The 24270-nt window shown below is 62.2% G+C and carries 23 protein-coding genes; 9 read left to right on the top strand and 14 right to left on the bottom strand.

Annotation, left to right across the window (positions count from 1 at the left end; translation table 11 throughout):
- The first annotated feature begins 109 nt into the window (after positions 1 to 109).
- On the top strand, positions 110 to 817 hold the full coding sequence (locus BB347_RS02540) for a class I SAM-dependent methyltransferase (RefSeq protein WP_076578707.1): 708 nt from the start codon (positions 110 to 112) through the stop codon (positions 815 to 817).
- A gap of 116 nt (positions 818 to 933) precedes the next feature.
- Positions 934 to 1830 carry a glycosyltransferase family 2 protein gene (locus BB347_RS02535; protein WP_076578709.1) on the top strand — a complete coding sequence of 299 codons (897 nt, stop codon included), beginning with the start codon at positions 934 to 936 and terminating at the stop codon, positions 1828 to 1830.
- A gap of 86 nt (positions 1831 to 1916) precedes the next feature.
- Here BB347_RS02535 and BB347_RS02530 read toward each other — a convergent pair whose 3' ends face one another.
- Entirely contained in the window at positions 1917 to 2696 is a 780-nt protein-coding gene (locus BB347_RS02530) for a DUF7839 domain-containing protein (protein WP_076578711.1), read from the bottom strand.
- Between the two features lie 180 nt (positions 2697 to 2876).
- Here BB347_RS02530 and artA point away from each other — a divergent pair, with 180 nt between their 5' ends.
- Both artA and BB347_RS02520 read left to right on the top strand, forming a co-directional pair.
- Entirely contained in the window at positions 2877 to 3887 is a 1011-nt protein-coding gene (gene artA, locus BB347_RS02525) for an archaeosortase A (protein WP_076578713.1), read from the top strand.
- Complete coding sequence (locus BB347_RS02520) at positions 3884 to 4588, top strand: metallophosphoesterase (protein ID WP_076578715.1); 705 nt, start codon at positions 3884 to 3886, stop codon at positions 4586 to 4588. Before artA ends, BB347_RS02520 begins: the two co-directional genes overlap by 4 nt.
- Before the next feature lie 37 nt (positions 4589 to 4625).
- On the opposite strand, the gene BB347_RS02515 is transcribed toward BB347_RS02520, so the two are convergent.
- Complete coding sequence (locus tag BB347_RS02515) at positions 4626 to 5921, bottom strand: NAD(P)/FAD-dependent oxidoreductase (RefSeq protein ID WP_076578717.1); 1296 nt, start codon at positions 5919 to 5921, stop codon at positions 4626 to 4628.
- Between the two features lie 150 nt (positions 5922 to 6071).
- Here BB347_RS02515 and BB347_RS02510 point away from each other — a divergent pair, with 150 nt between their 5' ends.
- Together BB347_RS02510 and BB347_RS02505 are read left to right on the top strand one after the other, a co-directional pair.
- Complete coding sequence (locus BB347_RS02510; RefSeq protein WP_076578719.1) at positions 6072 to 7289, top strand: gluconate 2-dehydrogenase subunit 3 family protein; 1218 nt, start codon at positions 6072 to 6074, stop codon at positions 7287 to 7289.
- A gap of 78 nt (positions 7290 to 7367) precedes the next feature.
- Positions 7368 to 9137, top strand: a complete 1770-nt coding sequence (locus BB347_RS02505) for a GMC family oxidoreductase (protein ID WP_076580156.1) — start codon at positions 7368 to 7370, stop codon at positions 9135 to 9137.
- A gap of 35 nt (positions 9138 to 9172) precedes the next feature.
- On the opposite strand, the gene BB347_RS02500 is transcribed toward BB347_RS02505, so the two are convergent.
- On the bottom strand, positions 9173 to 9307 hold the full coding sequence (locus tag BB347_RS02500; RefSeq protein WP_076578721.1) for a transporter: 135 nt from the start codon (positions 9305 to 9307) through the stop codon (positions 9173 to 9175).
- 129 nt (positions 9308 to 9436) lie between these two features.
- Between BB347_RS02500 and BB347_RS02495 the strand changes: the two genes are divergently transcribed.
- Both BB347_RS02495 and BB347_RS02490 read left to right on the top strand, forming a co-directional pair.
- Positions 9437 to 10228, top strand: coding sequence for an N-acyl homoserine lactonase family protein (locus BB347_RS02495; protein WP_076578723.1), 792 nt, complete (start codon positions 9437 to 9439; stop codon positions 10226 to 10228).
- A 69-nt stretch (positions 10229 to 10297) separates the two neighbouring features.
- Positions 10298 to 10765 (top strand): acyl-CoA thioesterase, encoded by a 468-nt coding sequence (locus BB347_RS02490; protein ID WP_076578725.1) that lies wholly within the window; start codon positions 10298 to 10300, stop codon positions 10763 to 10765.
- Positions 10766 to 10893: 128 nt separating this feature from the next.
- Here BB347_RS02490 and BB347_RS02485 read toward each other — a convergent pair whose 3' ends face one another.
- From BB347_RS02485 to BB347_RS02440, 10 genes are all read right to left on the bottom strand, one after another.
- Positions 10894 to 11610 (bottom strand): ABC transporter ATP-binding protein, encoded by a 717-nt coding sequence (locus tag BB347_RS02485; RefSeq protein WP_076578727.1) that lies wholly within the window; start codon positions 11608 to 11610, stop codon positions 10894 to 10896.
- Positions 11607 to 12338, bottom strand: coding sequence for an ABC transporter ATP-binding protein (locus tag BB347_RS02480; RefSeq protein WP_076578729.1), 732 nt, complete (start codon positions 12336 to 12338; stop codon positions 11607 to 11609). Before BB347_RS02480 ends, BB347_RS02485 begins: the two co-directional genes overlap by 4 nt.
- A complete protein-coding gene (locus BB347_RS02475) occupies positions 12335 to 13393 on the bottom strand; it encodes a branched-chain amino acid ABC transporter permease (RefSeq protein WP_236995981.1) in 1059 nt (352 codons plus the stop codon). The genes BB347_RS02480 and BB347_RS02475 overlap by 4 nt, the downstream gene beginning before the upstream one ends.
- On the bottom strand, positions 13386 to 14267 hold the full coding sequence (locus tag BB347_RS02470) for a branched-chain amino acid ABC transporter permease (RefSeq protein WP_076578731.1): 882 nt from the start codon (positions 14265 to 14267) through the stop codon (positions 13386 to 13388). Before BB347_RS02470 ends, BB347_RS02475 begins: the two co-directional genes overlap by 8 nt.
- A 3-nt stretch (positions 14268 to 14270) precedes the next feature.
- Entirely contained in the window at positions 14271 to 15494 is a 1224-nt protein-coding gene (locus BB347_RS02465) for an ABC transporter substrate-binding protein (protein ID WP_083687685.1), read from the bottom strand.
- 305 nt (positions 15495 to 15799) lie between these two features.
- On the bottom strand, positions 15800 to 16801 hold the full coding sequence (locus tag BB347_RS02460) for an MBL fold metallo-hydrolase (RefSeq protein ID WP_076578735.1): 1002 nt from the start codon (positions 16799 to 16801) through the stop codon (positions 15800 to 15802).
- Positions 16802 to 17063: 262 nt separating this feature from the next.
- A complete protein-coding gene (gene gatB / locus BB347_RS02455; protein WP_076578737.1) occupies positions 17064 to 18557 on the bottom strand; it encodes an Asp-tRNA(Asn)/Glu-tRNA(Gln) amidotransferase subunit GatB in 1494 nt (497 codons plus the stop codon).
- A 49-nt stretch (positions 18558 to 18606) separates the two neighbouring features.
- Positions 18607 to 19104: a cupin domain-containing protein gene (locus BB347_RS02450; protein WP_076578739.1), complete on the bottom strand. Its 498-nt coding sequence runs from the start codon at positions 19102 to 19104 to the stop codon at positions 18607 to 18609.
- A gap of 192 nt (positions 19105 to 19296) precedes the next feature.
- Complete coding sequence (locus tag BB347_RS02445; RefSeq protein ID WP_076578741.1) at positions 19297 to 21324, bottom strand: AMP-binding protein; 2028 nt, start codon at positions 21322 to 21324, stop codon at positions 19297 to 19299.
- Positions 21325 to 21326: 2 nt separating this feature from the next.
- Positions 21327 to 22184, bottom strand: coding sequence for an SDR family NAD(P)-dependent oxidoreductase (locus tag BB347_RS02440; protein WP_076578743.1), 858 nt, complete (start codon positions 22182 to 22184; stop codon positions 21327 to 21329).
- Between the two features lie 213 nt (positions 22185 to 22397).
- Here BB347_RS02440 and BB347_RS02435 point away from each other — a divergent pair, with 213 nt between their 5' ends.
- Positions 22398 to 23114, top strand: a complete 717-nt coding sequence (locus tag BB347_RS02435; RefSeq protein WP_076578745.1) for a helix-turn-helix domain-containing protein — start codon at positions 22398 to 22400, stop codon at positions 23112 to 23114.
- Between the two features lie 197 nt (positions 23115 to 23311).
- On the opposite strand, the gene BB347_RS02430 is transcribed toward BB347_RS02435, so the two are convergent.
- Complete coding sequence (locus BB347_RS02430) at positions 23312 to 24211, bottom strand: PhzF family phenazine biosynthesis protein (protein WP_076578747.1); 900 nt, start codon at positions 24209 to 24211, stop codon at positions 23312 to 23314.
- Positions 24212 to 24270 lie beyond the last annotated feature (59 nt).

The raw sequence follows: 24270 nt of genomic DNA, 5'->3' as shown, positions 1-24270 counted from the left end.
GCGGCCACATCATGACACGCGGGAGTCACCTCTCGGGGTGGCTGACGGTGTGTTTCGTCGATAGACTCCAGTATCGTTTTATCCTCCGGCTACTGTAGTTGCGTCCAGTGTGAAAGGACAGGAGTGGTACCAAGCCGACGACGTCGCCGAGGAGTACGACGACAAGCGTTTCTCCCAGGGCGGTCAGTTGATCGACCGCCGCGAGAAAGAAGCCGTCCTCGAGGCTATCATGCCCGTCGAGGACCGGAACATCCTCGAGATCGCCTGTGGTACCGGGCGGTTTACGGTGATGCTCGCAGAACAGGGGGCAGACGTCGTTGGACTCGACATCTCGGCGGCAATGTTACAGCAGGGCCGCAAGAAAACCAAGAACGTCGAACTCGAGGGGACGCTCGAGTTCCTCCGCGGAGACGCAGGGCGACTGCCGTTCCCGGACGATCACTTCGATACCGTCATCGCGATGCGGTTTTTCCACCTCGCTGACGACCCGGAGGCGTTTCTCACGGAGATGCGTCGGGTCTCGAGCGACCAGATCGTCTTCGATACGTTCAACCGATTCAGCGCCCGAAGCATCTACAACTGGGCGTTACCGATGGGGTCGCGACTGTACTCGAAGAGCGAAGTGAGCGTCCTACTCGCAAAAACCGAACTAACGCTCGTGGACGTCGAGGACGATTTCCTCGCGCCGTATGGGCTCTATCGGTCGATTCCGAACGGGCTCGCATCGCCGATCAGAACGGTCGACGAGACGATTGGCAAACTTCCGGTGACGGATCATCTCGCGTCCGTCTCCTACTGGGATACGCGCGTGCGCTGATCGGGAGACCATTCATAGCACCCTACCTGCGATCGGTGTCCGAAATCGGACACGATTGCTGGGACGCAATACCAAAACCCCCTTGTTTTTACTACCGATGACCGTTAGGGGTGTATATGAAGCTCTCGGTCGTCGTCTCGACGCTCAACGATCGGGAGCAGTTGCTCTCGTGTCTCGATGCGCTCACCGAACGGACCTCGGATACGACGGAGATTATCGTCGTCAACGGGCCGTCGTCCGATGGCACGTCCGGTGTGGTCCGTGATCGAGACGATGTCGACGTGCTCGTCGAAATTTCCGAACGGAACTCGAACGTCTCGAGGAACGCCGGGTTCGAGAGTGCGACCGGCGAAGTCGTCGCATTCCTCGACGGCGAGTACACCGTTTCTCACAGCTGGTACGACGCCATCGAGGCGACGATCACGTCCGGAACGGATGTCGTCACCGGCCCCGTCACGGGTCGTGACACCGACTACGAACAGTCGGCCAGAACGGTCGCCGGTCGGCAGGTGACGGAGTTCGACGGCACCAACGTCGCGTTCGCACGCACCGTTCTCGAGGCCTTAGATGGGTTCGACGAAGCGCTCGAGGTCGGTGGCGAACGAGACTGTGCACATCGGGTCGCCGGGTTCGACTTCGACGTTACCTGGAACGCGGAGATGGCGGCGAACGACGAACTCGGGACCGACGGGGGGACGCCCGACCGAGAGTGGGGGATGGCCTATTATTCGTTCGCGTACCGACTCACGAAGAATTACGGCCCGCGACCGACGATCTTCGCCCGGATTTTCGTCAGTGCGCTCCGCGACGGCGTTCGGGGCGTTCGAAGTATCGTCACCGGTGAGGAGACGCCGACTGACTGGACGTCGGATGGCACCGACGTCGTCTCGAATATCGCGCGCGGCATTGCCAGCGGACTCCGCGCTCGCTACACCGATCGGTCGGCAAAACGCAATCCAAACGGTATCTCGATTCGTCACGACCGAGCGGTTCAACTTTACGACCGACGATAATCACGCACTTCGGGCGCGGTTCGTCACGTTGCCCTCGAAATCGAGTCGCGCGTTACTTTCGAAGTTCTCAGTCACTGAATAGTGCCTTAGATCTCGAGTACTTCGTAGGAAATATCGGAATCTCGAAGCGTATCGGTGACTCGCCCGACTTCGTCGGTCGTCGCGACTGTCGTCACCTCGAGGCCGCGTTCGGCACCTTCCGAGGCGACTTCGGCGGCGGCGAAGGCGACCGTCGGGTCGGCGTCGACCTGTCGACAGGCGACGACGGCTTCGACACCGGCAGCGACGACGAGGTCGGACGACTCACAGTGGTCGGCGATAACCGACGAGTCGACGGCTTCACTGCCCCCGGATCTGACCGCAGGGACCTGCAAAACGGTCACCGAACCGGGTGAGAGATCCATGACGCCCTCGAAACTCGTGACACCGACGTCGGTTCCCGCGTCGGCGTCAGTGGTCGCCACGCCAGTCGCCGGCCCGTCATCGCTGGGACTCGCGTGTAACAATCCGTTTTGCACCGAGAGGGTGACGGTTTCGCCTTCCTCGATAGCATCGGTGGCGATGTACGCCGCCTCGCTCATCGCACCGAGGACGTCGCCCGTGACGTGATCTGCGAATCGACGGACGTCGTCTGCGGCCCGAAACAGCCAGTCGACCCCCTCCGGAGTGACGCGATAGCGCGAGCGTCCCTCTTTCTCGACGAGGTCGTCGTCGACGAGTTCGCGGATGTACTCGCTGACTGCCTGACTCGTCACGCCGACCTCCTCGGCGATCTCACCCTGACTGACGGCGGGCTGGCGCTCTGCGATCTGGACGAGGATCCGAAAGCGCGTTGCAGCCCGCTTGTTATCGAGGACGTCGACCATACGCCGGTACTTTCACGAGCGTGCCAAAAAGCCCCTCGGTCAGCGACGACCGAATTGGGCTATCGATTCTCGAGTTCGACGTTCTTCGCCGGACACGTACCGGTACTGTGACACACTGACGAATCGGGCAACTGAACCACGAGTCGTCAAGTTGATAGCAGGAGGGTTCGTCAGTATTCGATGACTATGTCGTTCGCTTTTTCGACGGCCGAATCTGCGTCGGTCGTCGGCCTCGAGGCTGCAAGCACGACGCCAGCGCTCTTCTCGTCGATTGGGATGACGGACGCACTGGCGTGGGTTGCAATCGGCGCGTTTCTCCTCGCCTTGGGTCTCGAGTGGCAGGGTGTCCGAGAACCGGCGCGCTATCTGGGGACGGGTGCGTGGTTCACCTTCGGCGTGTTCTGGCTCACGATGGTGCCGTACTACTACGCTGACGCCCAGAGTCCGTTGCAGACCGTTCTCGCAGTCGTCGCGCTGCCGTTGTGTGTCTACACCGGCTACCTCCTCTGGAACGGACGGAATTCGCTGTTCCTCCTGACGAAAGCGATCGCCCTGATGGGGCTGATCTATCTGCCGGCGGAAACGATCCCGTTCGTTCGCCAGTGGCTGATCGAGACGACGGCGGCCCAGACGCACGTCGCGATGGAACTCCTCGGCCACAGTCCGGGCATCAACGAAGGAGCGAACGGCTACGAGAGTCGTTTCGACTTCGATCCCGACGAAACGGTGACCGGTCGGACGACGTACATCGTCCTCGCGTGTACGGGCCTCGGTAGCATGGCGATCTTCGGTGGCCTCATCGCTGCCGTGAACGCACCGTTCAAACGCAAAGCGGCGGCGTTCTCGCTTTCTATCGTCGTCATCTGGTTCCTCAACCTCGTTCGCAACGTCTTCATCGGACTCGCCTCGCCGTGGGGCTGGTTCCAACAAGAGTGGCTCGTCTCGTTCATGACGACGTACATGGGCGCACAGCCCGACCGCGTCTCGTATCTGGTCGCCCACAACTACATCTCGCAGGTGCTCGCTGTCGTCGCTCTCGTCGGAATCACGTACGTCCTCGTCAAGATTCTCCCCGAGATCCTCGCGCCACTCGAGGAAGTCCTCTTCGTCCTCACGGGCACCGAGTACGACCTCTTCGAGGCGCTCGGCAAATCCGACGCCCGTCCGGATCACCGCTACTCCTCACAGTGACCGCGACTCCCTCCCTCTCGCTTTCCGATCGCGCGCTCTTCGTTCCCGCAGCCGACACGCTCGTGATCGCCGACATACACCTCGGTCGGGCCGCCGACTCGAGCGTCGACGCGCCCATCGACGACGGACTGGCCGTCCGCGACGCGCTCGAGTCACTCCTCGCTCGCACAGAACCCGCAACGGTCGTCGTCGCCGGTGACCTTCTCCACTCCTTCCAGACGATTCCGCGGGGCGTCGAGCGGGACCTGGCCGCGCTCGAGGAAGCCATCAACGATGCCGGGGCCTCCCTCGTCGTGACGCTGGGGAACCACGACTCGATGCTCGAGTCGGTCTTCGACGGTGAGACCGCGAGCGAGTATCGACTCGCCGACGGCGAGACGGTGGTCTGTCACGGCCACGAACGGCCGGAGACGGAAGCCGCGAGATACGTCGTCGGCCACGATCATCCGGCGCTGTCGGTCGAGGGTCGCAAACTGCCGTGTTTCCTCTACGGACCGAACGTTTACGACGGTGCCGACGTGATGATGGTGCCCGCGTTCACTCCCCTCGCAGCCGGTGCGACGGTCAACGGAATGTACGCGCGCGACTTTCAGTCGCCGCTGATTTCGAACGTGGATCGGTTTCATCCCGGCGTCTGGGACGACTCGAGCGACGAACCGTTGTGGTTCCCGCCGCTCGGTGAGTGTCGGCGATTACTTTGAAATCAACTCGACGTCGAGCATCATCCTCTGAACCCGATTACTGCGAGCAGTCCTCGAGAACGGCCTGAGCCGCGTCTCGGCCGCTTCGCATCGCGCCCTGAATCGACGACCAGCGGGTGTAGTCGCCGGCCAGATATACCGATTCGTCGGGGTCGCGGGCGTCTGGCAACTCCCCGTGGATGCCTGGTGGCTGCTCGAACTGCGCGAACTCGACGCGTTCGGTGTGAAGAACTTCGAGGTCCTCGAACCCACCGTCGGGATACCACGACTCGAGAGCTGTCTGCGTTCGCTCGGCCAGTTCGCTGTCGTCCGCTTCCGGCTGGCCGAGGTACGTTGCACTCAGCAACGTCACCCCGTCGGGTGCGTACTCCGGCGCGACCGCGCTGTGTGGGACGACGTGATTCGGCCCCTCGTCGTCGACCGCGTTCAACAGGAGTCGCTTCCCCGTCTCGAGGCTCGAGTCATCGACCAGCGCGTAGTACTGCGTGACGCAACTCCGGGCGTCGGTGGGGATCGACTCGAGGCCGGTGAGTTCGCGCGCCGTCGGCGGGTCGGTCGCGACAACGACGGCGTCCCAGTCGTCGGTTCCGCCATCGGTCGTTACTCGCACGGAGCCCTCGCCCGGTCCGTTTCGAACCTCCGTCACCTCGCAACCGGTCTCGATGGCTCCGCCGACCTCTCGAACACGCTTGGCGAGTTGGTTCGGAATCGCTTCCATTCCTTCTGCGGGCACCGCAGCTCCACCCGTAGCGAGGGTTCGGAACGTGTACTCGAAGACCCGTCTCGAGGTCGACAGCGAGCGATCGAGCGTGATCCCGCCGTAAAAGGGCGCGACGAACCGCTCGACGAATCCATCCGAGAAACCCTGCTCGCGGAGGTATCGTTCGATCGACTCGTCGCCACCCTCCAGGTCGTCGAAGAACGTCTCTGGCTCGAGATCCCGAAAGTCCCACCAGAGCGCCGCGACGCGGAGTCGGTCACCGATTGTGATATCGGCGTTGAACAGCGTCGACGGGAGCGTTCGCGGCGCGTCGAGGGGATTTGCGAGGACGGAACGGTGGGTCGGTCGGGCGATAGTGGCTCCGGAGGTGAACCGACGGAGGTCCAGGGCCTCGAGGTCCAGTTCCCGCCTGACGGCCGGATACGCGGGGAAGAGCACCTGGAATCCGCTGTCGAATCGGTACCCGTCCCGTTCGATAGTCCGAACTCGACCGCCGACCGCGTCGCGGCGCTCGAGGAGGGTCACGTCGGCCCCGCCGCCCGCGAGGTGACGCGCCGCGACGAGGCCGGCCAGTCCACCGCCCGCGACGAGTACCCGTGGAGTCGACTGCATACCCGCGCCTACGACGAGTGGACGGAAAGCGATTGACCCCCTCGCTGCTGGCGCGTACCATTCCTGTGGGGTATCGGCGACACTACTGGTGTGTGATACCGTCACACGAAGGGTACCGAACTACACGGCTCTCGAGAGTCGGGAACCCCCATGCCGGACGACGAGACAGGACCAGACGGAGAGGCGAAGTTCGACTTCACACGACGAGGCGCGATGATGAGCGGGGGCGCGTTCATCGGCGCGAGTATCCTCACGAGGCGGGCGCGAGCGGAGACGACCGACTTCTCGCTCGAGGACGTCGAGGAGGCCGAAATCGAAAAGCAGGGACTCCAGTTCTTCACGCTCGAGCAAGCCGAAATCGTTCAGGAGATGGCGAATCGGATCTATCCTTCGGACGACAACGGCCCCGGCGCGCCCGAGGCGGGTGTCGTCTACTTTATCGACCGACAGATGAACCAGGACTGGGGCCAGGGCGAGCGCTGGTACATGGACGGCCCGTTTCCCGGCGTCGAGCAACTCGAGTTGGAGACGGCGGTCGAAGCGGCCGATCCGGTCGGCGATCCCACCGAGGCCGAAGGCGTCGGAACGCCGCCAGCCCACGCCGAGGAGGCGGAGCCGGACGACGGCGAGGATGACGAAACCGACGGGGACGACGAGAACGGCGCGAACGATGAGAACGGAGGGAACAACGAGAGCGACGACGGCGACGACGGCGACGACGGCGACACTGCTGACTCGATTGCGTTCACTGCTACCGACGCAGGTATCCAAGAAGTCGACGAGGGAGATGACGACGAAGCCGAGGACGTCGCGGACGGTGAGGACGACGTCGAAGATGACGAGGATGACACGGAAGACACTCCCGAGGAGTTCGAAGAGGATCCGGACGATCCGGACGACGAGGAGACCGAAGTCGCGTGGGCGGACGAGGAGCCAGCGGCGGGTCAGGGCTGGCAACACCCCATGACGCCCGCGGACGCGTACACGTACTCGATCGATTTCGTCGAGGCGTACTGTGAGGAGGAGTACGACGAGAGTTTTGTCGACCTCGAGGGCGAGGAGCAAGACGACGTCATTCAGGCCTTAGAGGACGACGAGGTCGAGACGTTCGAGGGACTCGAGCCGAGTGACTTCTTCCTCCTCTTGCGCGAGAACACGCTCGAGGGCATGTTTTCCGACCCGATGTACGGCGGGAATCAGGAGATGGTCGGCTGGCGGCTGAAGAACTTCCCCGGCTCTCCAGGCGCACTGGGGAGCTTTCGAGAGCACATCGAGGACGACGAGTACCAAGAGGTGGAAGAACCCCGGAGCATCGCGGACGACGTCGAAGAGATCGGCCTCAATCCGGACGGGGACCACGACCATTGAGCCGAGCGACGAAGCGGTGTGCGAATCTGCGGCGTATCGACGACCGACCGAATCGCGACACACTCACAGATTGATACAATGGCAGAAGAACTCGATCCCGTCGACGTCGTCACCGTCGGCGTGGGCTGGACTGGCGGCATCATCGCGAAGGAACTGGCACAGGCCGACTACGACGTCGTCGGCTTAGAACGCGGCGGCGAGCGCGACACGGACGACTGGCTGACCGTTCACGACGAACTGGGCTACGCGCTGCGCTATAAGCTCATGCAGGACCTCTCGAGGGAGACGCTCACCTTCCGTCACGAACCGGACGATACGGCGTTACCGATGCGTCGCTACGGCGCGTTCCTGCCCGGGACCGGCGTCGGCGGCGCTGGCGTCCACTGGAACGGCATCACGTGGCGGTTCCTCCCCTACGACTTCGAGATCGAATCGGAGACGATCGACGAGTACGGTGAGGACGCCATCCCCGAGGACATGCAACTCCAGGACTGGGGGATCACCTACGAGGAACTCGAGCCCTACTACGACGAGTTCGAGTACACGGCCGGCATCTCCGGTGTTGCCGGTAACATCGAGGGCGAGATACAGGACGAAGGGAACCCATACGAAGGGCCGCGAGCCAGGGATTACCCGCTACCGCCGATGATGCAGACGCCCTCGCTCGAGGTGTTCGCGGAAGGGGCCGACGCGGCCGGCTACGAACCGTTCATGCAGCCCTCGGCGAACCTCTCGGAAACGTACGAGAACCCCGACGGCATCAACCTCGGGCAGTGTGAGTACTGTGGCTACTGCGAACGCTTCGGCTGCGAGTGGGGCGCCAAGTCGGATCCGACCGTCACCGTCCTTCCCGCCGCCGAGGACACGGGGAACTTCGAACTCCGGACGCACTCGAACGTCGTCGAGTTGCTCTACGACGAGGACGACGAGGCGGTGACGGGGGTGAAGTACGTCGACTCGAGGACGAACACCGTCTACGAGCAACCGGCCGACGTCGTCGCCCTCACGGCGTACGTGCTCAACAACGTGCGCCTGCTCCTCTTGTCGGGTATCGGGGAGCCGTACGATCCCGAAACGGGCGAGGGCGTCGTCGGGAAGAACTACTGCTACCAGAATATGGGCGGCAGCGCCACCGGTTTCTTCGAGGACGAGGAGTGGAACCTCTACATGGGCGCGGGCGCACTCGGAGCCTCATTCGACGACATCAACGGCGATAACTTCGATCACGAGGACGAGGACTTCCTCCACGGTGGGAACGTCGCCATCAACCAGACGGGCGAACGACCGATCGCCAACAACCCCGTCCCCGAGGACACTCCCTCGTGGGGCTCCGAGTTCAAAGAGGCGAGTCTCGAGTACAATCACAGCCGCCTCGAGATATCCTGTCAGGGAGCCGTCTTGCCGTTCCAGGACAACTACCTCGACCTCGATCCGAACTACACTGACGACTACGGCCTGCCGCTGCTTCGAATGACGTTCAACTGGCACGATCAGGACTACGCGCTCGCGGAGTACGGCAGCGACGTCTGCGAGGAGGTCATGGCGGAGATGGGGGCCGATCAGGTCGACGCCAGCGGCGGCCTCGAGGGTGACTTCGACATTATCCCGTATCAGACGACTCACAACACCGGCGGGGCAATCATGGGTGCCGATCCCGACGAATCGGTCGTCAACAACTACCTCCAGTGTTGGGACGCCCACAACCTGTTCGTCCCCGGAGCGTCGGCGTTCGTCCACAACAGCGGCTACAACCCGACCGGCACCGTCGGCGCGCTAGCATTTCGCGCGGCAGAGGGAATCGAGGAATACCTCGAGGAACCGGAGGTGCTGGCCGATCCGGAGACGTAGGTGCCCCGCCGAATGCGGGCGTCTCCGTGAGCCGTTCAGAGATCCGTCAGAAACCTGAGCGCGAGGCCGATCAGGATGACGATCACGCCGGATACCGTCGCGACGGGCGGAATCGGGATGAACAACAAGACGATACCGGCGAGGATGACGAGGGTCGAGACTCGGACCATACGGGCCGTTCGACGGCCCGACGGGTAGTGCTACGGCTGGCATGAACAGCGACTCGAGCGCATCTCGTACCGATTCGGGCAAATTTTGGCCGACCTGAGCTATAAACCGTCGGAGAGAGACGCTGTCGTATGGTCGATGCGACGCTTTCAGTACTCGAGCGCGGAACGATCACGACCGACGTGAACAACATCATCGAGGGCCAGACGTTGGGGACGGCCGACGAGCCGAATCCGCAGACGCTGATGGGTGATGGCCCCGTCTACAACCTCGTGATCGATCACCCCGAGGCGACGATCCTCTGGGACACCGGCTCTCATCCCGAGGCGAATTCGGGTCACTGGCCCGACGGCCTCTACGCCGCGTTCGAACACACCGGTCTGCGTCCGCTCGAGGACGACCTCGCCGACGCCGGCTACACCATCTCGGATATCGATTGCGTGATCCAGACGCACCTCCACCTCGATCACGCGGGCGGCCTTGGGGCATTCGCGGGCACCGAGACGCCGATCTACGTCCACAAACGCGAACTCGAGTTCGCCTACTACAGCGTAAAGACCGACGAGGGCGACGACGCCTACATCGCCGGGGACTTCGATCACGACCTGAACTGGCGGATCGTTCACGACGATCGCGAACAGCACTTCACGGACCTCGAGTTCGTTCACCTTCCCGGTCACACACCCGGGTTACTCGGCGTGAAACTCGACCTCGACGGCGTCGGAACGGTCGTTCTCGCCGGCGACCAGGCCTACACCCGCGCGAATTATTACGACGAACTCCCGATGGGCGGCGCATTGCTCTGGAGCAAACGCCACTGGCTCGAGAGCCTGCGAACGGTTCAGGACCTCGAGCGTCGCCACGACGCGACCGTTATCTGCGGACACGACGGCGACGATCTCGAGGTGCTCTCGGAGTTATAGCACCGCCTGGTACCGAAGCGAGTTGCCGAGGTCGGTACGACTTTGCCGGTCGAACCAGCGGTAGGTGGTATGGGAACAACTGACGATGCGGACGCAACCGTCGAACCCGACTACCAACCAGTCTTCGAGAATCGCGTGCGATTCGCCGAAACCGACAAGCAGGGAATCGTCTTCTACGGCGAGTACTTCACCTTTCAGGACGAGACGGTCTCCGAGTTCTTCCGCCAGATCGAGTACAGCTACGAGCAGATGGAAGCCGACAACTGGCAGGTCCACGTCGTCAACACCGAACTGAACTACCGCGCCGCGGCCGAGTTCGGCGACCGACTCGTCAACGAAATCCGAATCGTCGAGATGGGAACCTCGAGTTTCACGTTCGACTACCGCGTGAAACGCCTCGAGGACGAGAACCTACTCGCAGACGGCAGCGTCACGCAGGTCGCCGTCGATCTCGAGACCGAGCGCCCGATCACCGTTCCGGACGAGTTTCGCGAAGCGGTCGCCTCGTTTCAGGGCGGCTTGGAGAGCGACCCCTAACTGAGGGCTCGGTCTCGAGGGGAACGGAGGCGTGCATACGGACCTCGCTCGAGGGAACGACCCGGATTTCGCGAAAAATGACCGAGGAACGTCGCGGTTGCACCGGGAATTCGGTACCGGAACCCGGCTCAGTGAACGCCGACGTACGCCTCGCGGACGTACTCGTTGTCGTGGAACTCAGAGGCCGTTCCCTCGAGTTCGATTTCGCCGGTTTCGATCAGCGAGAGTCGTTCGGCGTGGCGCAACGCGAACGTCGAGTTCTGTTCGGCCAGCAAGATGGTCAGCCCCTCGTCTAGCAGCCGTTCGATGGCCTCGCTGATGTCCTGGATGATCACCGGCGCGAGCCCGATCGTGGGCTCGTCGAGCATGAGCATCTCGGGGTCGCTCATCAGCGCGCGACCGATGGCGAGCATCTGTTGCTCGCCGCCACTCATCGTTTCGGCCTCCTGCTCGCGTCGCTCGTCTAAGCGCGGGAACAGGTCGTAGACCATCTCGAGGTCGGCTTCGACGGCCTCGCGATCGTCTCTGAACTGCGCCCCCATGAGCAGGTTCTCGTGGACCGAGAAGAACGGGAACAGATCCCGATCTTCGGTACAGTAGATGAGGCCATCCTGAACGATATCCTGGGCTCGCTCGTCGGCGAGATCCCGGCCATCGTAGCGGATCGTTCCCTCGTAGTCGACGAAGCCGGCGACGGCGTTCAGCATGGTCGTCTTGCCGGCCCCGTTCGGGCCGATGACGCCGTAGATCTCGCCGCGCTCGACGGACACCGAGACGCCCTTGAGCGCGTGTGCTTTGCCGTAGTAGACGTGTAGATCGTCGATCTCGAGTAGTGGGTCGCTCATTGTGTCACCTCACCAGCGAGGTACGCTTCCTGGACGTCGTTGTCGCCGGCGATCTCCTCTGGCGTCCCCGCCGCGAGGAAGTCGCCGTTGTTGATGACGACGATTCGGTCGACCAGTCCCATCAGACCGCCCATGTTGTGGTCGACGACGACCTGGGTGATTCCCTCCTCGCGGAACTCCTCCATCTTCGCCGCGAGTTCGGTGATCTCCTGTTGGTTCATCCCGGCGAACGGTTCGTCGAGGAGCAACATCTCCGGCTCCGTCGCCAACGCTTTCGCGATTTCTAAGCGACGAACGCCCGCGTGGGGCATCGACCCCGGATGCTCCTCGAGTTGGTCTTCGATGTCTACGCGCGCGGCGTACTCGGCGATCTCCTCGTCGCTCGCGCCGCCGGAGAACGCCAGAATGGAGTTCGGGAGTGTGAACAACTTGATGTTCTCACGAACGGTCATGTCGTCGATCGGGTTCGACTCTTGGGAGACTCGAGAGAGCCCGCGGTTGACGATTTCGTGAGTCGAGTCGTTCGTGATCTCTTCTCCGTCGAAGTGAATCTGTCCGTCGGTGACGTTGTAGATCCCCATGAGGCAGTTGAAGACGGTCGACTTGCCCGAGCCGTTCGGGCCGATCAAGCCGACGATCTCGCCGCGCTCGACGGTCATGTCGAAGTCGTCGACGGCGACGAGGCCACCGAATCGCTTGGTGAGTCCGTCGATCTCGAGCAGCGTCATCGGTCGTCACCTCCGAGGCGTCCGAGCCAGTTCCAGAGTTTCCTGCCAAGCCCGTCCCGTGCGAACACGAGGACGAGTAGGACGAGCGTCCAGAGCACGGCGTATCTGGTCGTCGTCCCGAAATCGATTATCGGCAGGACGTTACCGAATCCTGGGAGGAGGTAATCGTTCGCGACGATGAAGAAGAACGCCCCGGCGATCGGCCCGAGAATCGACCCGATTCCGCCGAGGACGGCCATCGCGATCATTTCGATGCTGTTGTCGACGATGACGAACAGCTCCGGGTCGACGCTCCCGAATCGGTGGACGAGCAAGACACCACCGATACCCATCGGCACCGAACTCACCGCGAACGACCAGATCTTGAACTTCGTCGCGTCGAGTCCCGCCGCCTCGACGGCCGATTCGTTCTCACGGATCGCCTTAAACACCATCCCGTTATTCGACCGCGAGATGTAGAGCAATCCGAGCGCGACGAGGAGCATCGGTACGAGCGCGATGTAGTAGCGAACCTCGTAGTAGAACAGTTCGAACCCGAGGATGGTCGTGTCGCTGCCGTAGGTGTAGATGTTCCTCGAGATGCCCGTCTCTCCGCCGGTGTACTCGCTGAGCGGTCGGAGCATTCGGTAAAAGACGAGCACCGCGGCGAACGTGATCAGCGAGAAGTACGGACCGCGCAGCCGAAGCGACGGCAACGCGATGACGAGTCCGATAAGCACCGTCACGATGATCGACAGTGGAATCGTGATCCACAGGGACATGTTCGGGTCGACGTTGTAGATCAACATCGCGGTCGTGTACCCGGCAGCGCCTGAGAGTACCGAATGCCCGAAGCTGATGTAGCCGGTGTACCCGCTTTGAATGTCCCAACCCATCGCGAAGATGGCCCAGATACACGCGATCGTCAACGCCTGCATGAGCGCGAGGTGACTCGGCAACATTGCGCTCCAAAACGGCGCGGTGAGCAGTGCGAGCACGGACGCGGCGATGAACGCGAACTGTACCGTGTTCATCGATCCAAACGGCGTCGTGAATCGCGGCGTGCTATCAGTCATGGACGAACTCCCTCCCGTAGAGGCCTTCCGGCAGGACGATCAACACTGCCACGAGCACGATCAGCGCGAAGATGCCCTGATAACTCGCACCCAGTTGGGTGATCGCGATCGTCTCGAGGTAGCCGATCAGATACGCGGCGACGATCGAGCCTTTGATACTCCCGATCCCGCCGATGACGACGATGATGAACGCCAGTGCGAGCGGGTTCAACCACATCTCCGGGTCCGCGGGGTAGGTCCGCGTGCCGAGGAAGATCCCGGCGAGGCCGGCGAGGCCGCCGGCGATCAGCCACGTTCGAGCCTTGACGGCGCGGAGATCGACGCCGGTCAACTGCGCCCCTCGTTCGCTCATAGAAGCCGCGAGAATCGAGCGACCCTGGTCCGTCTTCGTCACGTAGTACCAGAGCAAGCCGATGGCGATCCACGAGGCGACGAACCCGAGGAGATCGTTGTACCTGACGCGAACGCCGACCGACTCGAGGTGGAACGAGCCGCCCCAGACGGCGAGCGTGTACGAGTTCGTCGTGAACTGCATCGTCGCGAGTTGCGTGAGGAGGAGCGCGACGACGACGGTCGCCAGGAACGTGATCACGATGTCGTCTTCGATGAACTGCACCAGTCCGATGTAGAGGACGTAGGACGCGATTGCGGCGATTGCAATCGCGACGACGAACCCGACGACGGGGTGGAGTCCGACGAAGCTGGCATCGGTGACGACTAGGTACGTGTACGCACCGATCATGATCAACCCGCCGTGGGCGAGGTTGAGCACGCCGCCGACGCCGAAGATCATCGTGAAGCCGACGGCGATGAGCGCGTAGACTGCGCTGAGCATCGCTCCGGTGACGAGTATCGAAATAATACTATCTAACATGCCTCACATCCAGTCGGGGGCTTGGTGGTCTGCCGTCGCGTACGTCTCCGGGAAGACGCACTCGACTTCCCCGCCTTCTTGCCACTGTGTGAAGGGGAAGTTGACGATTCGGCCGTCTTCGTCGCGGACTTCCTGAACGTCGTGTGGATACTCGCCGTCTTCGCCGTAGAGGCTGATCTCGCCCGCCGTCCCGTCGTAGGTGAGACTGAGCATGGCGTCGACGATGTCGTCGAGGTCGTTGTCATAGTCGGCGGTTCCGGCGTCCTCGACGGCTTCCTTGTAGAAGTTGATCGCGTCGTACGTGTTGAAGCCCATGTACATCGGCATGCTCGGCTCTTCGTCCCCGTACTCCTCCTGATAGGCCTCGACGAACGACATCGTTTCGTCGCCCTCGCTCATCTCGGTGACGCCGCCAGCGCCCGCCTGTCCCGTCGACTCGTAGAGGCAGGCTCCGTTGGTCTGATCCCAGAATTCTGGGGACATCGACGTGACGTGAATACCCTCCATTGCGAAGTCGTACTCCCCTTGCCACGTGGAGACCAGATTCGCCCCATTGGCGTGTGCAGCGATCCGAAGGACGACGTCGACTCCTTCGCTTTCGAAGGAATCGTAGTACGAGGAGAAGTCATCCGTCTCGATGTCGGCGGCTGTCTCGTAATCGAGCGAGAGGTCAGTTTCCTCGAACAGGCCGGGAATCTCGTCGCCGAATGGCACCGTCCACGCGGCGTCGTCGCGGAGCAATCCGAACGAGGTCCAGCCGTGTTCGTCGGCGAGGAACTCCGCGTACTCGACGACCGACTCCGCCTGAAGCGACGAGTTGATCGGTCCCGTTCTGAAGATGTTCTTGTACGTCTCGTAGTCCTCGCCGTGGTAGTCGACGACAGTCTCGGTGTCGGCAGAACCGGTGATGATGAACGGCACGTCGCGTTGGGCGACGAAGTCCATGTTCCCCTGCGTTACCTCGGTGACGAACGTCCCGACGAGGAGATCGATGTTGTCCTCGACGATCATCGTCTCGATATCCGATTCCGCTTCGTCGACCTCTCCTTCCGTATCACCAGTCAAGAGTTCGACCTCTTGATCGAGAATTTCGTCGATCTGATCGACCGCGATCTCCGCGCTCCGTTCCGACCCGATCCCCATTGGATCGGTCGTCGGAGCAATGTGACCGATTCGGAAGACGTCGTCGTCACCACCACGGCCAGCACACCCTGCAACTGTCGTCATGACGGCCCCTGCACCGGTTGCAGCCAAAAACCGTCGACGATTCATTCCAGTTGCATTTCGATCCCGTTTATCCCCAGATGCAGTTATATTTGACATTGTTGAACACAGACACGCTTCGTGCCATCGCTGATTTTCCAGTGGCATCTATTAAATGTATGTATCCAATATTAGGCTCCTGAAATGAGCGATGTACACAGGTAACTATGCTACCGTTACCAATTCACATTTGTAAGCGAGGCTGATTGGCCAATTGTTGTCTCTAACTCGACAATATGGTAAATAGTCGAACTCGTTTCGCGGTCGGATTACGTCTCTCGAGAAAATACCGACTCGAGGTCGTCCGCCGAATTCTGTATTCCGTCCACCGACTCCGGCATTCGGTAGACGCCCTGATCCTTCTCGAGGACCCCTTCGTGCGTCAGGTGATCGAGGTGCGCGAACGCCTCGCCCGGCCCGTGGACGATGTGGATTCCCTCGAGGTCGCCGAATAAGTGCTCGCTGACCGTCCACGCGTCCGCCGGCCCGTGTTCCTCGAGTACGCCGAGGATGTTCTCGCTTCGCTCGCGGTGGTGCTCGAGGATCTCGAGGGCTCGTTCGCGCGGGTTCTCGATCGGATCGCGGTGGCCAGGCCAGACTCGGTCGTACTCGTGGTCGGCGATTCGACGCAAAGACGTGAGATACTGCTCCAGTGGGCGCTCGACGCGAACGTCTGCCCCGCCAACGTTCGGCGTGTAGACCGGCAACAGTGCGTCCCCGACGAACGCCTCAGTTCCATCGGCCACGTCGAAACAACTGAGGCCGGCCGAGTGACCGGGTGCGTGTACCGTCTCGAGGATGTCTCCCCCGACCTCGAGTCGATCCCCGTCTTCGACCGGCGTCACGGATGCGCCATCGCCTTCGATGCTGATCGCGTCCTCGAAAAACGCCAACAGTTCCGCTCGCTCGTCCTCGGGAACGCCCCACTCGTCTAAGTACGCCTGTCGCCGCCGTTCGACGGCGGCGATCGCCTCGGAATCGCGTTCGACCATCGGCGCGTCGGCCTCGTGGACGTACACCGTCGCGTCGCTCGCCGCTTGTATCTCTCCGGCGAGTCCCGCGTGATCGACGTGAAAGTGCGTCAGGACGATGTCGTCGACGTCCGAAAACGCGTACCCCCGTTCCTCGAGTCCGACACGCAACTGCTCGCGAATGTCCGGCGTCGCGATGCCGGTATCGACCAGCGCGAGTTCGTCCCGTTCGTCGTCTGCGAGCACGTACGCGTTGTTTCGGCCCTCGAACTCGTCGTTCCCCAGCGTAATCCGATCCATGTCGACACAGAACACGTTCCTCGCTCTTAATTCACCTGATAGGATCGGGGCCGACCGCGAACCCTCCGTCTCTCACTCGAGTTCGGCGCGCAACTGCTGATTCACGTCACCAGGGTCCGCGCTGCCGCCGGTCAGTTTTGCCACCTTTTTCTCGTCGGGATGCTCGCGAGACTCGCACCCACTCCGAGAAAAACCTGGACCAAAAGCCGAACGCTCGTGACTTACGGACGCTGTCCGTTCGTCTCTTCGCGTTCGGTACCGTTCACTCGAGTTCCGCCCGCAGCAACTGGTTCACGTCACCAGGGTCCGCGCTGCCACCGGTCTTTTGCATCACCTGTCCGACGAGGAAGTTGATCGCGCCGTCGTCGCCCGATTCGTAGTCCTCGACCGCCTCGGGATTCTCGTCGATGGCCTCGACGACTGCCGATTGGACCTCGTCGCCGCTCGTCTTGCCGAGTCCTTCTTCGTCGACGATTTCGTCGGGTGTAGCCCCGTCGTCGAGCATCGAGCGAAGCACCGTCTCGTGGGCGTTCTTCGACGTAATCTCGTCTTCGGCGACGAGTTCCACGAGACGAGTAACGTCCTCGAGTCGCCCCTCGAGGTCGGTGATCTCCATGTCGCGGTAGTTGAGTTCGCCGAGCAGGTTGTCCGCGACCCAGGTGGCTGCGAGGTCGGGGTCGAACTCGCTCGCGACGTCCTCGTAGAAGTCCGCGACCTGTTTCGTCGACGTGAGCTTCGAGGCGGCTTCCTCGTTCAAGTCGTACTCCGCCTGAAAGCGCTCGCGACGGGCCGTCGGAAGCTCCGGAATGTCGATCTCTTCTTTCCAGTGGGAAACCCGAAGCGGCGGCAGGTCGGCCTCCTCGAAGTACCGGTAGTCCTTCTCCTCTTCCTTCGAGCGCATGGAGACCGTGATACCGCGAGACTCGTCCCAGTGACGCGTCTCCTGTTCGACCGCACGGCCGCGCTGGATCGCGTTCTTCTGGCGGGTCTCCTCGTAGGCCAGGGCCTTCTCGGAACCTTTGTGACTCGAGATATTCTTGACCTCGGTTCGGTTGGCCGACTCGAGGGCGTCCGTGCCGATCTCGGTCACGTCGTCGCTCTCGATGTCCTCCTCGGGGATGATCGAGAGGTTGGCGTCGATCCGCAGGCTGCCGTCTCGCTCCGCGTCGAAGACGCCCAGGTACTCGAGCACTTCCTCGAGTTCGGCGAGGAACGCTCGAACTTCGCCGGGGCTTCGGAAGTCGGGTGCCGTGACGATCTCCATGAGGGGCGTGCCCGCGCGGTTGTAGTTGACCAGCGTGTAGTCCGCGGAGTCGATTCCCCCACCGCCGCCGACGTGCTGGAGGCTGCCCGGGTCTTCCTCGAGGTGCGCCCGTTCGATGGTGACCGTGCGCCGGTCGCCCTCGACGGAGATCTCGAGGTCGCCGTCGGCACAGATCGGTTCGTCGTACTGGGTGATCTGGAAGTTCTTGGGCAGGTCGGGGTAGTAGTAGTTCTTCCGGTGGAATCGCGTTTCCTCTGGGATTTCGGCGTCGATCGCCTTCCCGATCTTGACCGCGGCTTCGACGGCAGCCTCGTTGAGCACGGGCAGGGCACCCGGCAGGCCGAGACAGACCGGACAGACGTTTTCGTTCGGCTCGTCCGTCTGTGCCGTCGAACAGCCACAGAAAATCTTCGTGTCGGTTTCCAACTGGACGTGCACCTCGAGGCCGATGACGGTGACGAGGTCGCCCTGCTGGACGGTCTGGGCAGTCATTGGAGGGGGTTCGGTCCGGGTGGGGTAAAACGTAACGGGATCGGGTGACTTACGCTTCGTCGCCGTTTCCTCGATCTTCCGGTGGCACGGGGCCGATAGTTACTTCCGTCGAACCGAACGGCTCGAGCGTCTCGTCGAACGTCGCGGTCAGTTCGGTGTTAGGGAAGAATCCGATCACGAAGGCCGTCTCCTCGCCCGTATTAGAGATGGCGTGTGGCACCATCTCGGGGACGACCGCACACTGTCCAGCTCGCAGGTCGACCGTGTCGTCACCGACCGTCGCCTCGACGGTCCCTGCAGTCACGACGAGGAGTTCCTCGTTGCTGTCCTCGTGGGACGGCAGGTAATTTCCGGGCTCGATTTCGATACAAACGAGCATCGACTCCTCGGCACCGGCGTCGGTTCCGTTCGGCATTCCGGGTGTCAGCGGGAAGTACCCGCGGACTCGGGCGTGTTCGTCGCTCTCCTGATACACGTCGGCACCCTCGAACTGGTCGAGGTCGACGGCTCGAGGCGCTTCTTGGTGGTTCTTCGATGTTGTCGCCATGGTAGTACTCCCCCGTGTGATTATGGGCCGTCTCACGACGGCACGAAACGTGTCGACTCGCCGTAGGGCGACCTATATCACGTGAGGAAACGCGCCCGGAGAATATAACGATTGTTCAGGACAGTGGGAGACACCGCTTCGACAACAGAACGGTGATTCATGCCCTCACAACGAGAGTCTCTCGAGCCGGTACTATTGCGCGTTCTCGAGTTCCTCGAGCGCATCGGGGTTCTCGATGCTGCTCATGTCGCCCAATTCCTCGCCCGTGTAGGTGCCTTCGATGGCGCGGCGGATGATCTTGCCCGACTGCGTCTTGGGGAACTCGTCGACGAACAGTACCTCGCGGGGACGGAACGGTTTGCCTAACTCCTCGCCGACCTGTGCGCGCAGTTCCTCGCGCAACGCGTCTGACACCTGGTGGCCGTCGTCGAGGACGACGTAGGTGACGACCGCCGTTCCGGTCGTGTCGTCCGGCGCGCCGATGGCGGCGGCCTGGTTGACGGCCTCGTGGTCGATCAACGCACTCTCCACCTCCGCGGGGCCGACCTTCCGGCCAGCAACGTTGAGTACGTCGTCCGCGCGGCCGTGGAGGAACCAGAAGCCGTCTTCGTCCTTCTGGGCCCAATCGCCGTGATTCCACATGTCCTCGAACGTCGACCAGTACTCGTTGAGATACCGGTCGTCGCCCGACCACAGCGACTTGGTCATCGACGGACAGGAGTCTCGAGCCACGAGGTACCCCCGTTCGTGGTCGTCTTCGACGGAGTTGCCCTCGCGGTCGACGATGTCGATGTCCATTCCGAGCCCCGGGCCACCCAGCGTACAGGGCTTGAGCGGCTGGTTTGGCAACGGCATCAGGAAACAACCACAGATCTCCGTCCCGCCGGAGATGTTGATAATCGGAGCCTCGCCGTTGCCGACGTTCTCGTAGAACCACTGCCACGATTCGGGGTCCCAGGGCTCGCCGGTCGATCCGAGTAGCCGGAGCGAAGAGAGGTCGTGGCCCTCGAGCCAGTCATCTCCGTACTTTCGGAGCGCGCGAATGGCGGTTGGCGAAATGCCGAACTGCGTGAGACTGTGGCGGTCGATCATCTCCCAGAAGCGATCCGGCTGCGGGTGGTCGGGTGCCCCTTCGTACATGAAGACGGTGCCGCCGAAGGTGTGGGTGCCGATGAGCGTCCACGGTCCCATCATCCAGCCGATGTCCGAGACCCAGAAGAGTCGATCCGCGGGTTTGAGATCCATTCCGAAGTAGACTTCCTTCGCACACTGCACCTGCACGCCCGCGTGGGTGTGGACGATCCCCTTCGGTTTCCCCGTCGTCCCCGACGAATAGAGGAGCATCGACTCCTGACTCGAGTCGAGCGATTTCGTCTCGTAGTCGTCGTCTCGCGTTTCGATGGCCTCTGCCCACCACGAATCACGGTCGTCGTTCCAGGGGACCTCGTGTGTTGAGGACTCCTGGCTTGCGCCTAGTCGGTCGAAGACGATCGTGTCCTCGACGTAGCCCGCCTGTTCGATCGCCTCGTCGGCTGCGGATTTGAGGTATACCGGATCACCTCGGCGGTAGAATCCATCCCCCGTGAAGAGCACCGTACACTCGGAGTCCTCGATCCGAGTCGCCGTCGCATCCACCCCGAAGCCCGAGAAGATCGGGACGGCGATCGCCCCCACCTTGAAACAGCCGTAGAGAATCGAGACGACTTCGGGGACCATCGGCATGTAGAGCCCCACCGTATCGCCCGTTTCGATACCGCGTTCCTCGAGCGCGTTCGCGACCTGACTCGACTGGCGCTCGAGTTCGTGGTACGTTACTTCGCGCACGTCGCCGTCTTCGCCCTCCCAGATGGTCGCGACCTTGTTTCGACGCTCCTCGTCGACGGCGGCGTAGCGATCCGCGACGTTGTGGGCGATGTTGAGTTCGCCCCCGGGGTACCAGTCGCTGAACTGTGGTCCCTCGCTATCGTCTCTGACGGCGTCGTAGGGCTCGTAGAACTCGATATCGAGGTAGTCGACGAGTTCGTCCCAGAACCACTCGAGGCCCGACTCCTCGACACCGTCGATATCGGTCGTCGTTCGCTCGATAAGTTCGTCGTAGTCGTCGACGTCGTGCGTCTGCATGAAATCGTATACGTTCGTCGACTCGACGAACGACTGACTCGGTTCGTGAACGACGCGATCGACGTCCGCGAGACTCGATTGTGGTGTGTCCCCTGACATCGTTACTCGTAGGTTAGCGACATGCCCCCATCAAACATGAGGTCTCCGCCGTTAAGATGTCGGCCAAGGTGGGAGAAGCCGATCAGGTACAGGTTCGCGACGTCGATCGGTTCCATCATCTCCGTCACGCGGGATTGCCCGAGCATCACGTCTTCGATCACTTCCTCGACGGAGATTCCTCGCTGTTCGGCAGTGTCCTCGAGTTGGGCCGTCACGAGCGGCGTCTTGACGTACGCCGTGCTGATCGAAAACGCGCGAACGTCGCCCCCACCTTCCGCGGCGATGGACTGTGTGAGGCCCCGAAGCCCGAATTTCGAGACGTTGTACCCGACCTTGTCGCTGGTAACGTAGTGACCGTGGACCGAACTCATGTTGCCGACGCAGCCTCGCCCGTCCGCACTCGCTCGAAAGTGGGGTACACACAGCTTCGTGAGATACAACGGCGCTCGAAGCATTATTCGGTGCATTCGATCGTAGGCCTCCATCGGAAACTCGTCGATCGGATCGATGTGTTGAATCCCGGCGACGTTGGCGAGGTAGGAGAGTTCGCCAAACGCCGCGGCGTCGTCGACGATTCGCTCGAGGTCGTCGTCGACCGTTAAATCGCCGACGATCGAATGAATCTCGCCCTCGAGGCCGAGTTCGTCGCGGCGTTCGATCGTTCCGGAGAGCCCGGATTCGTCGATATCCGTCGCGGCGACGGTAAGGCCGTTTCCGGCGGCCGCAAGCGCCGTCGCGCGACCGATTCCCGACCCGGCCCCGGTGACGAGACAGACGTTTTCTCCGGTGAAGGAGTCGTCGTGGACCCTGTGGATGTCCGCTGCTGAGACCGTCGGTGGCGTAACCTCCTGCTGAGACATGCTCGTACTCGATAGATGTACCTTCGGCACGCGCTAAAAGTCAACTGTTAACATATCAACCCCTGCGCTACCGAGATTCAGGACACCGCTGATACGCGCTCTCGGTAGACCACCAGCAAGTCGATCACCTCACCGTCGAACGGCCCGAAATCGCCACTATGTTAACACTCATGTACAAGTAGTAATACCTTGTATGGTATATATTGGCTACCAATGATCGACCTCGATATCGACATGCGCCAGTACGACTGTCCGTTCATCGATACGACTGACGACGTCGATATCGCGTTCTCGGCCGTGCAGTGGCAACTCGATACCGACGACGAATCGCTCGAGACGCGACTCATCGCGAAGGGAGGGTCCGTTGGAGCGCTCGACGCCGGCCTTCGTGAGTTGCGCGAGCACCCGAACATGACGGAGTGTTACATTCTCTCGAAACGCGACGCCGTCGCCCAGATCGGGACGACGATCGAGGAGACGAACGCGATGCGGACGATCGACCGAAACGGCGGCTACATCACCGGACCGTTCCAGATCGAGGACGGGCGAGAGCGCTGGCACGTCGGCTTCGACGACGATCAAGACGAGGACCACGCGCTCGCCGACCTCGAGCGTCACAACGAGTTCACCGTCGAAGACCGCGACCAGCTTGGTCCGACGGCGCTATTCGACTTGCTCGAGAACTCTGAGAGTGCGATCGGGTTGCTCGAGGGTTGTCGATCGCTCACCGAAACCGAGCGCACGACCTTCGAAGCGGCCTGCAAAAACGGCTACTACGAGACGCCACGCGAGACGACGCTCGAGGAATTGGCTGCACAGTTCGACGTCTCGAAGACGGCCGTCTCGATGAACCTTCGCCGCGGCGAGCGAAAAGTACTGAAGGCGGCACTCTCGGCACTCGAGAGTCTCGAGGACGCAAAGACCTGCTGAGCAACCGACGGCTTCCGTCCGTCGATCAGCCGGAGCGAAGATCGACGCCGTCGGTTCTGCGGGTATCATCCGCTAGCGTCCGTTTCATTTCTCGCTTGCGGCCACGGACACGAGCAGCAACTACACGGCGATCGGTCCGCCCTCCGGACGTAGACGGCATCTCTCGATTCGACGGGGATTCGCACGTGACGCTCGCCTCAGGCCTCGAGAATCTCGTCTTCGTCGTCCTCGGGGACGAGTATAGAGCCGTCGAGCACCGTCACGCCGCGGCCACCGACGCGGACGGAATCGCCGACACGGACACGGACTCGTCCCGGGCGGTCGACGTAGTGGCCCTGCTCGAGACGGAGTTCCTCGGGGAAGTCGTCGTCGAACGCGCCGAAGTGCTCGAGGTAGGCACCGACTGCGCCGCTCGCAGTACCGGTGACCGGATCCTCCGGCACTCCCGCACCGGGCGCGAACATCCTCCCGTGAAGGGTCGACTCGCGCTCGAGGGCGTCGAATGTGAAGAGGTAGACGCCCGTCACGTCGACGCTGTCGGACAACTTCTCGATCGCATGCATATCCGGCTGCGCGTTGCCGACGTCCGAGAGGTACGTGATCGGCACGATCAGGAAGGGCAGGCCGGTCGAGGAGGCGGCGAGGGGAATGTCGTCGCTCGCCCCCTCGAGTGCGGCCTGATCCACTCCGAGCGCGTCGGCGACGCGGCCGTAGCCGACATCGACTTCCCGGACCTGCGGTGCGTCCTGCGTCATCCAGACCGTTCCGTCGTCGGCCACATCGATCTCGAGCGTCCCGACGTTCGTCTCGAGCGTCGTCGTCCCGGCCTCGAGCCCCTCGTCGTGGAGGTGTGCGAAACTACCGATCGTCGCGTGTCCACAGAGGTCGACCTCCTGGGTCGGCGTAAAGTAGCGAACGCGGTGGTCTGCGTCGTCACTCGAGCGAAGAAAGGCGGTCTCGCTGAGGGCCATCTCGGCGGCGATCGATTGCATCTGATGTTCCGAGAGATCGTCCGCCTCGGGTACGACGCCGGCGGGGTTGCCGCCGAACGCTTCGTCTGTGAAGGCGTCGACCTGCACGATCCGGATTGTATCCATATCACGTCCGTGGACCGAACGAGGTATGAATCCTCTGCCCTCGAGGCGGGCGAGGACCG

The organism is Natronorubrum daqingense, from assembly GCF_001971705.1.
GTDB lineage: Archaea > Halobacteriota > Halobacteria > Halobacteriales > Natrialbaceae > Natronorubrum > Natronorubrum daqingense.
The sequence above is the reverse complement of the archived record's forward strand: the minus strand, read 5'-3'. Positions and strand labels throughout refer to the sequence as shown.

Bases quoted from the DNA above. Each gene is read 5' to 3' on its own strand.
- BB347_RS02535 (WP_076578709.1), top strand. From the start codon at position 934: ATGAAGCTCTCGGTCGTCGTCTCGACGCTCAACGATCGGGAGCAGTTG.
- BB347_RS02530 (WP_076578711.1), bottom strand. From the start codon at position 2,696: ATGGTCGACGTCCTCGATAACAAGCGGGCTGCAACGCGCTTTCGGATC.
- artA (WP_076578713.1), top strand. From the start codon at position 2,877: ATGACTATGTCGTTCGCTTTTTCGACGGCCGAATCTGCGTCGGTCGTC.
- BB347_RS02515 (WP_076578717.1), bottom strand. From the start codon at position 5,921: ATGCAGTCGACTCCACGGGTACTCGTCGCGGGCGGTGGACTGGCCGGC.
- BB347_RS02510 (WP_076578719.1), top strand. From the start codon at position 6,072: ATGCCGGACGACGAGACAGGACCAGACGGAGAGGCGAAGTTCGACTTC.
- BB347_RS02505 (WP_076580156.1), top strand. From the start codon at position 7,368: ATGGCAGAAGAACTCGATCCCGTCGACGTCGTCACCGTCGGCGTGGGC.
- BB347_RS02500 (WP_076578721.1), bottom strand. From the start codon at position 9,307: ATGGTCCGAGTCTCGACCCTCGTCATCCTCGCCGGTATCGTCTTGTTG.
- BB347_RS02495 (WP_076578723.1), top strand. From the start codon at position 9,437: ATGGTCGATGCGACGCTTTCAGTACTCGAGCGCGGAACGATCACGACC.
- BB347_RS02490 (WP_076578725.1), top strand. From the start codon at position 10,298: ATGGGAACAACTGACGATGCGGACGCAACCGTCGAACCCGACTACCAA.
- BB347_RS02485 (WP_076578727.1), bottom strand. From the start codon at position 11,610: ATGAGCGACCCACTACTCGAGATCGACGATCTACACGTCTACTACGGC.
- BB347_RS02480 (WP_076578729.1), bottom strand. From the start codon at position 12,338: ATGACGCTGCTCGAGATCGACGGACTCACCAAGCGATTCGGTGGCCTC.
- BB347_RS02475 (WP_236995981.1), bottom strand. From the start codon at position 13,393: ATGACTGATAGCACGCCGCGATTCACGACGCCGTTTGGATCGATGAAC.
- BB347_RS02470 (WP_076578731.1), bottom strand. From the start codon at position 14,267: ATGTTAGATAGTATTATTTCGATACTCGTCACCGGAGCGATGCTCAGC.
- BB347_RS02465 (WP_083687685.1), bottom strand. From the start codon at position 15,494: ATGACGACAGTTGCAGGGTGTGCTGGCCGTGGTGGTGACGACGACGTC.
- BB347_RS02460 (WP_076578735.1), bottom strand. From the start codon at position 16,801: ATGGATCGGATTACGCTGGGGAACGACGAGTTCGAGGGCCGAAACAAC.
- gatB (WP_076578737.1), bottom strand. From the start codon at position 18,557: ATGACTGCCCAGACCGTCCAGCAGGGCGACCTCGTCACCGTCATCGGC.
- BB347_RS02450 (WP_076578739.1), bottom strand. From the start codon at position 19,104: ATGGCGACAACATCGAAGAACCACCAAGAAGCGCCTCGAGCCGTCGAC.
- BB347_RS02445 (WP_076578741.1), bottom strand. From the start codon at position 21,324: ATGTCAGGGGACACACCACAATCGAGTCTCGCGGACGTCGATCGCGTC.
- BB347_RS02440 (WP_076578743.1), bottom strand. From the start codon at position 22,184: ATGTCTCAGCAGGAGGTTACGCCACCGACGGTCTCAGCAGCGGACATC.
- BB347_RS02435 (WP_076578745.1), top strand. From the start codon at position 22,398: ATGATCGACCTCGATATCGACATGCGCCAGTACGACTGTCCGTTCATC.
- BB347_RS02430 (WP_076578747.1), bottom strand. From the start codon at position 24,211: ATGGATACAATCCGGATCGTGCAGGTCGACGCCTTCACAGACGAAGCG.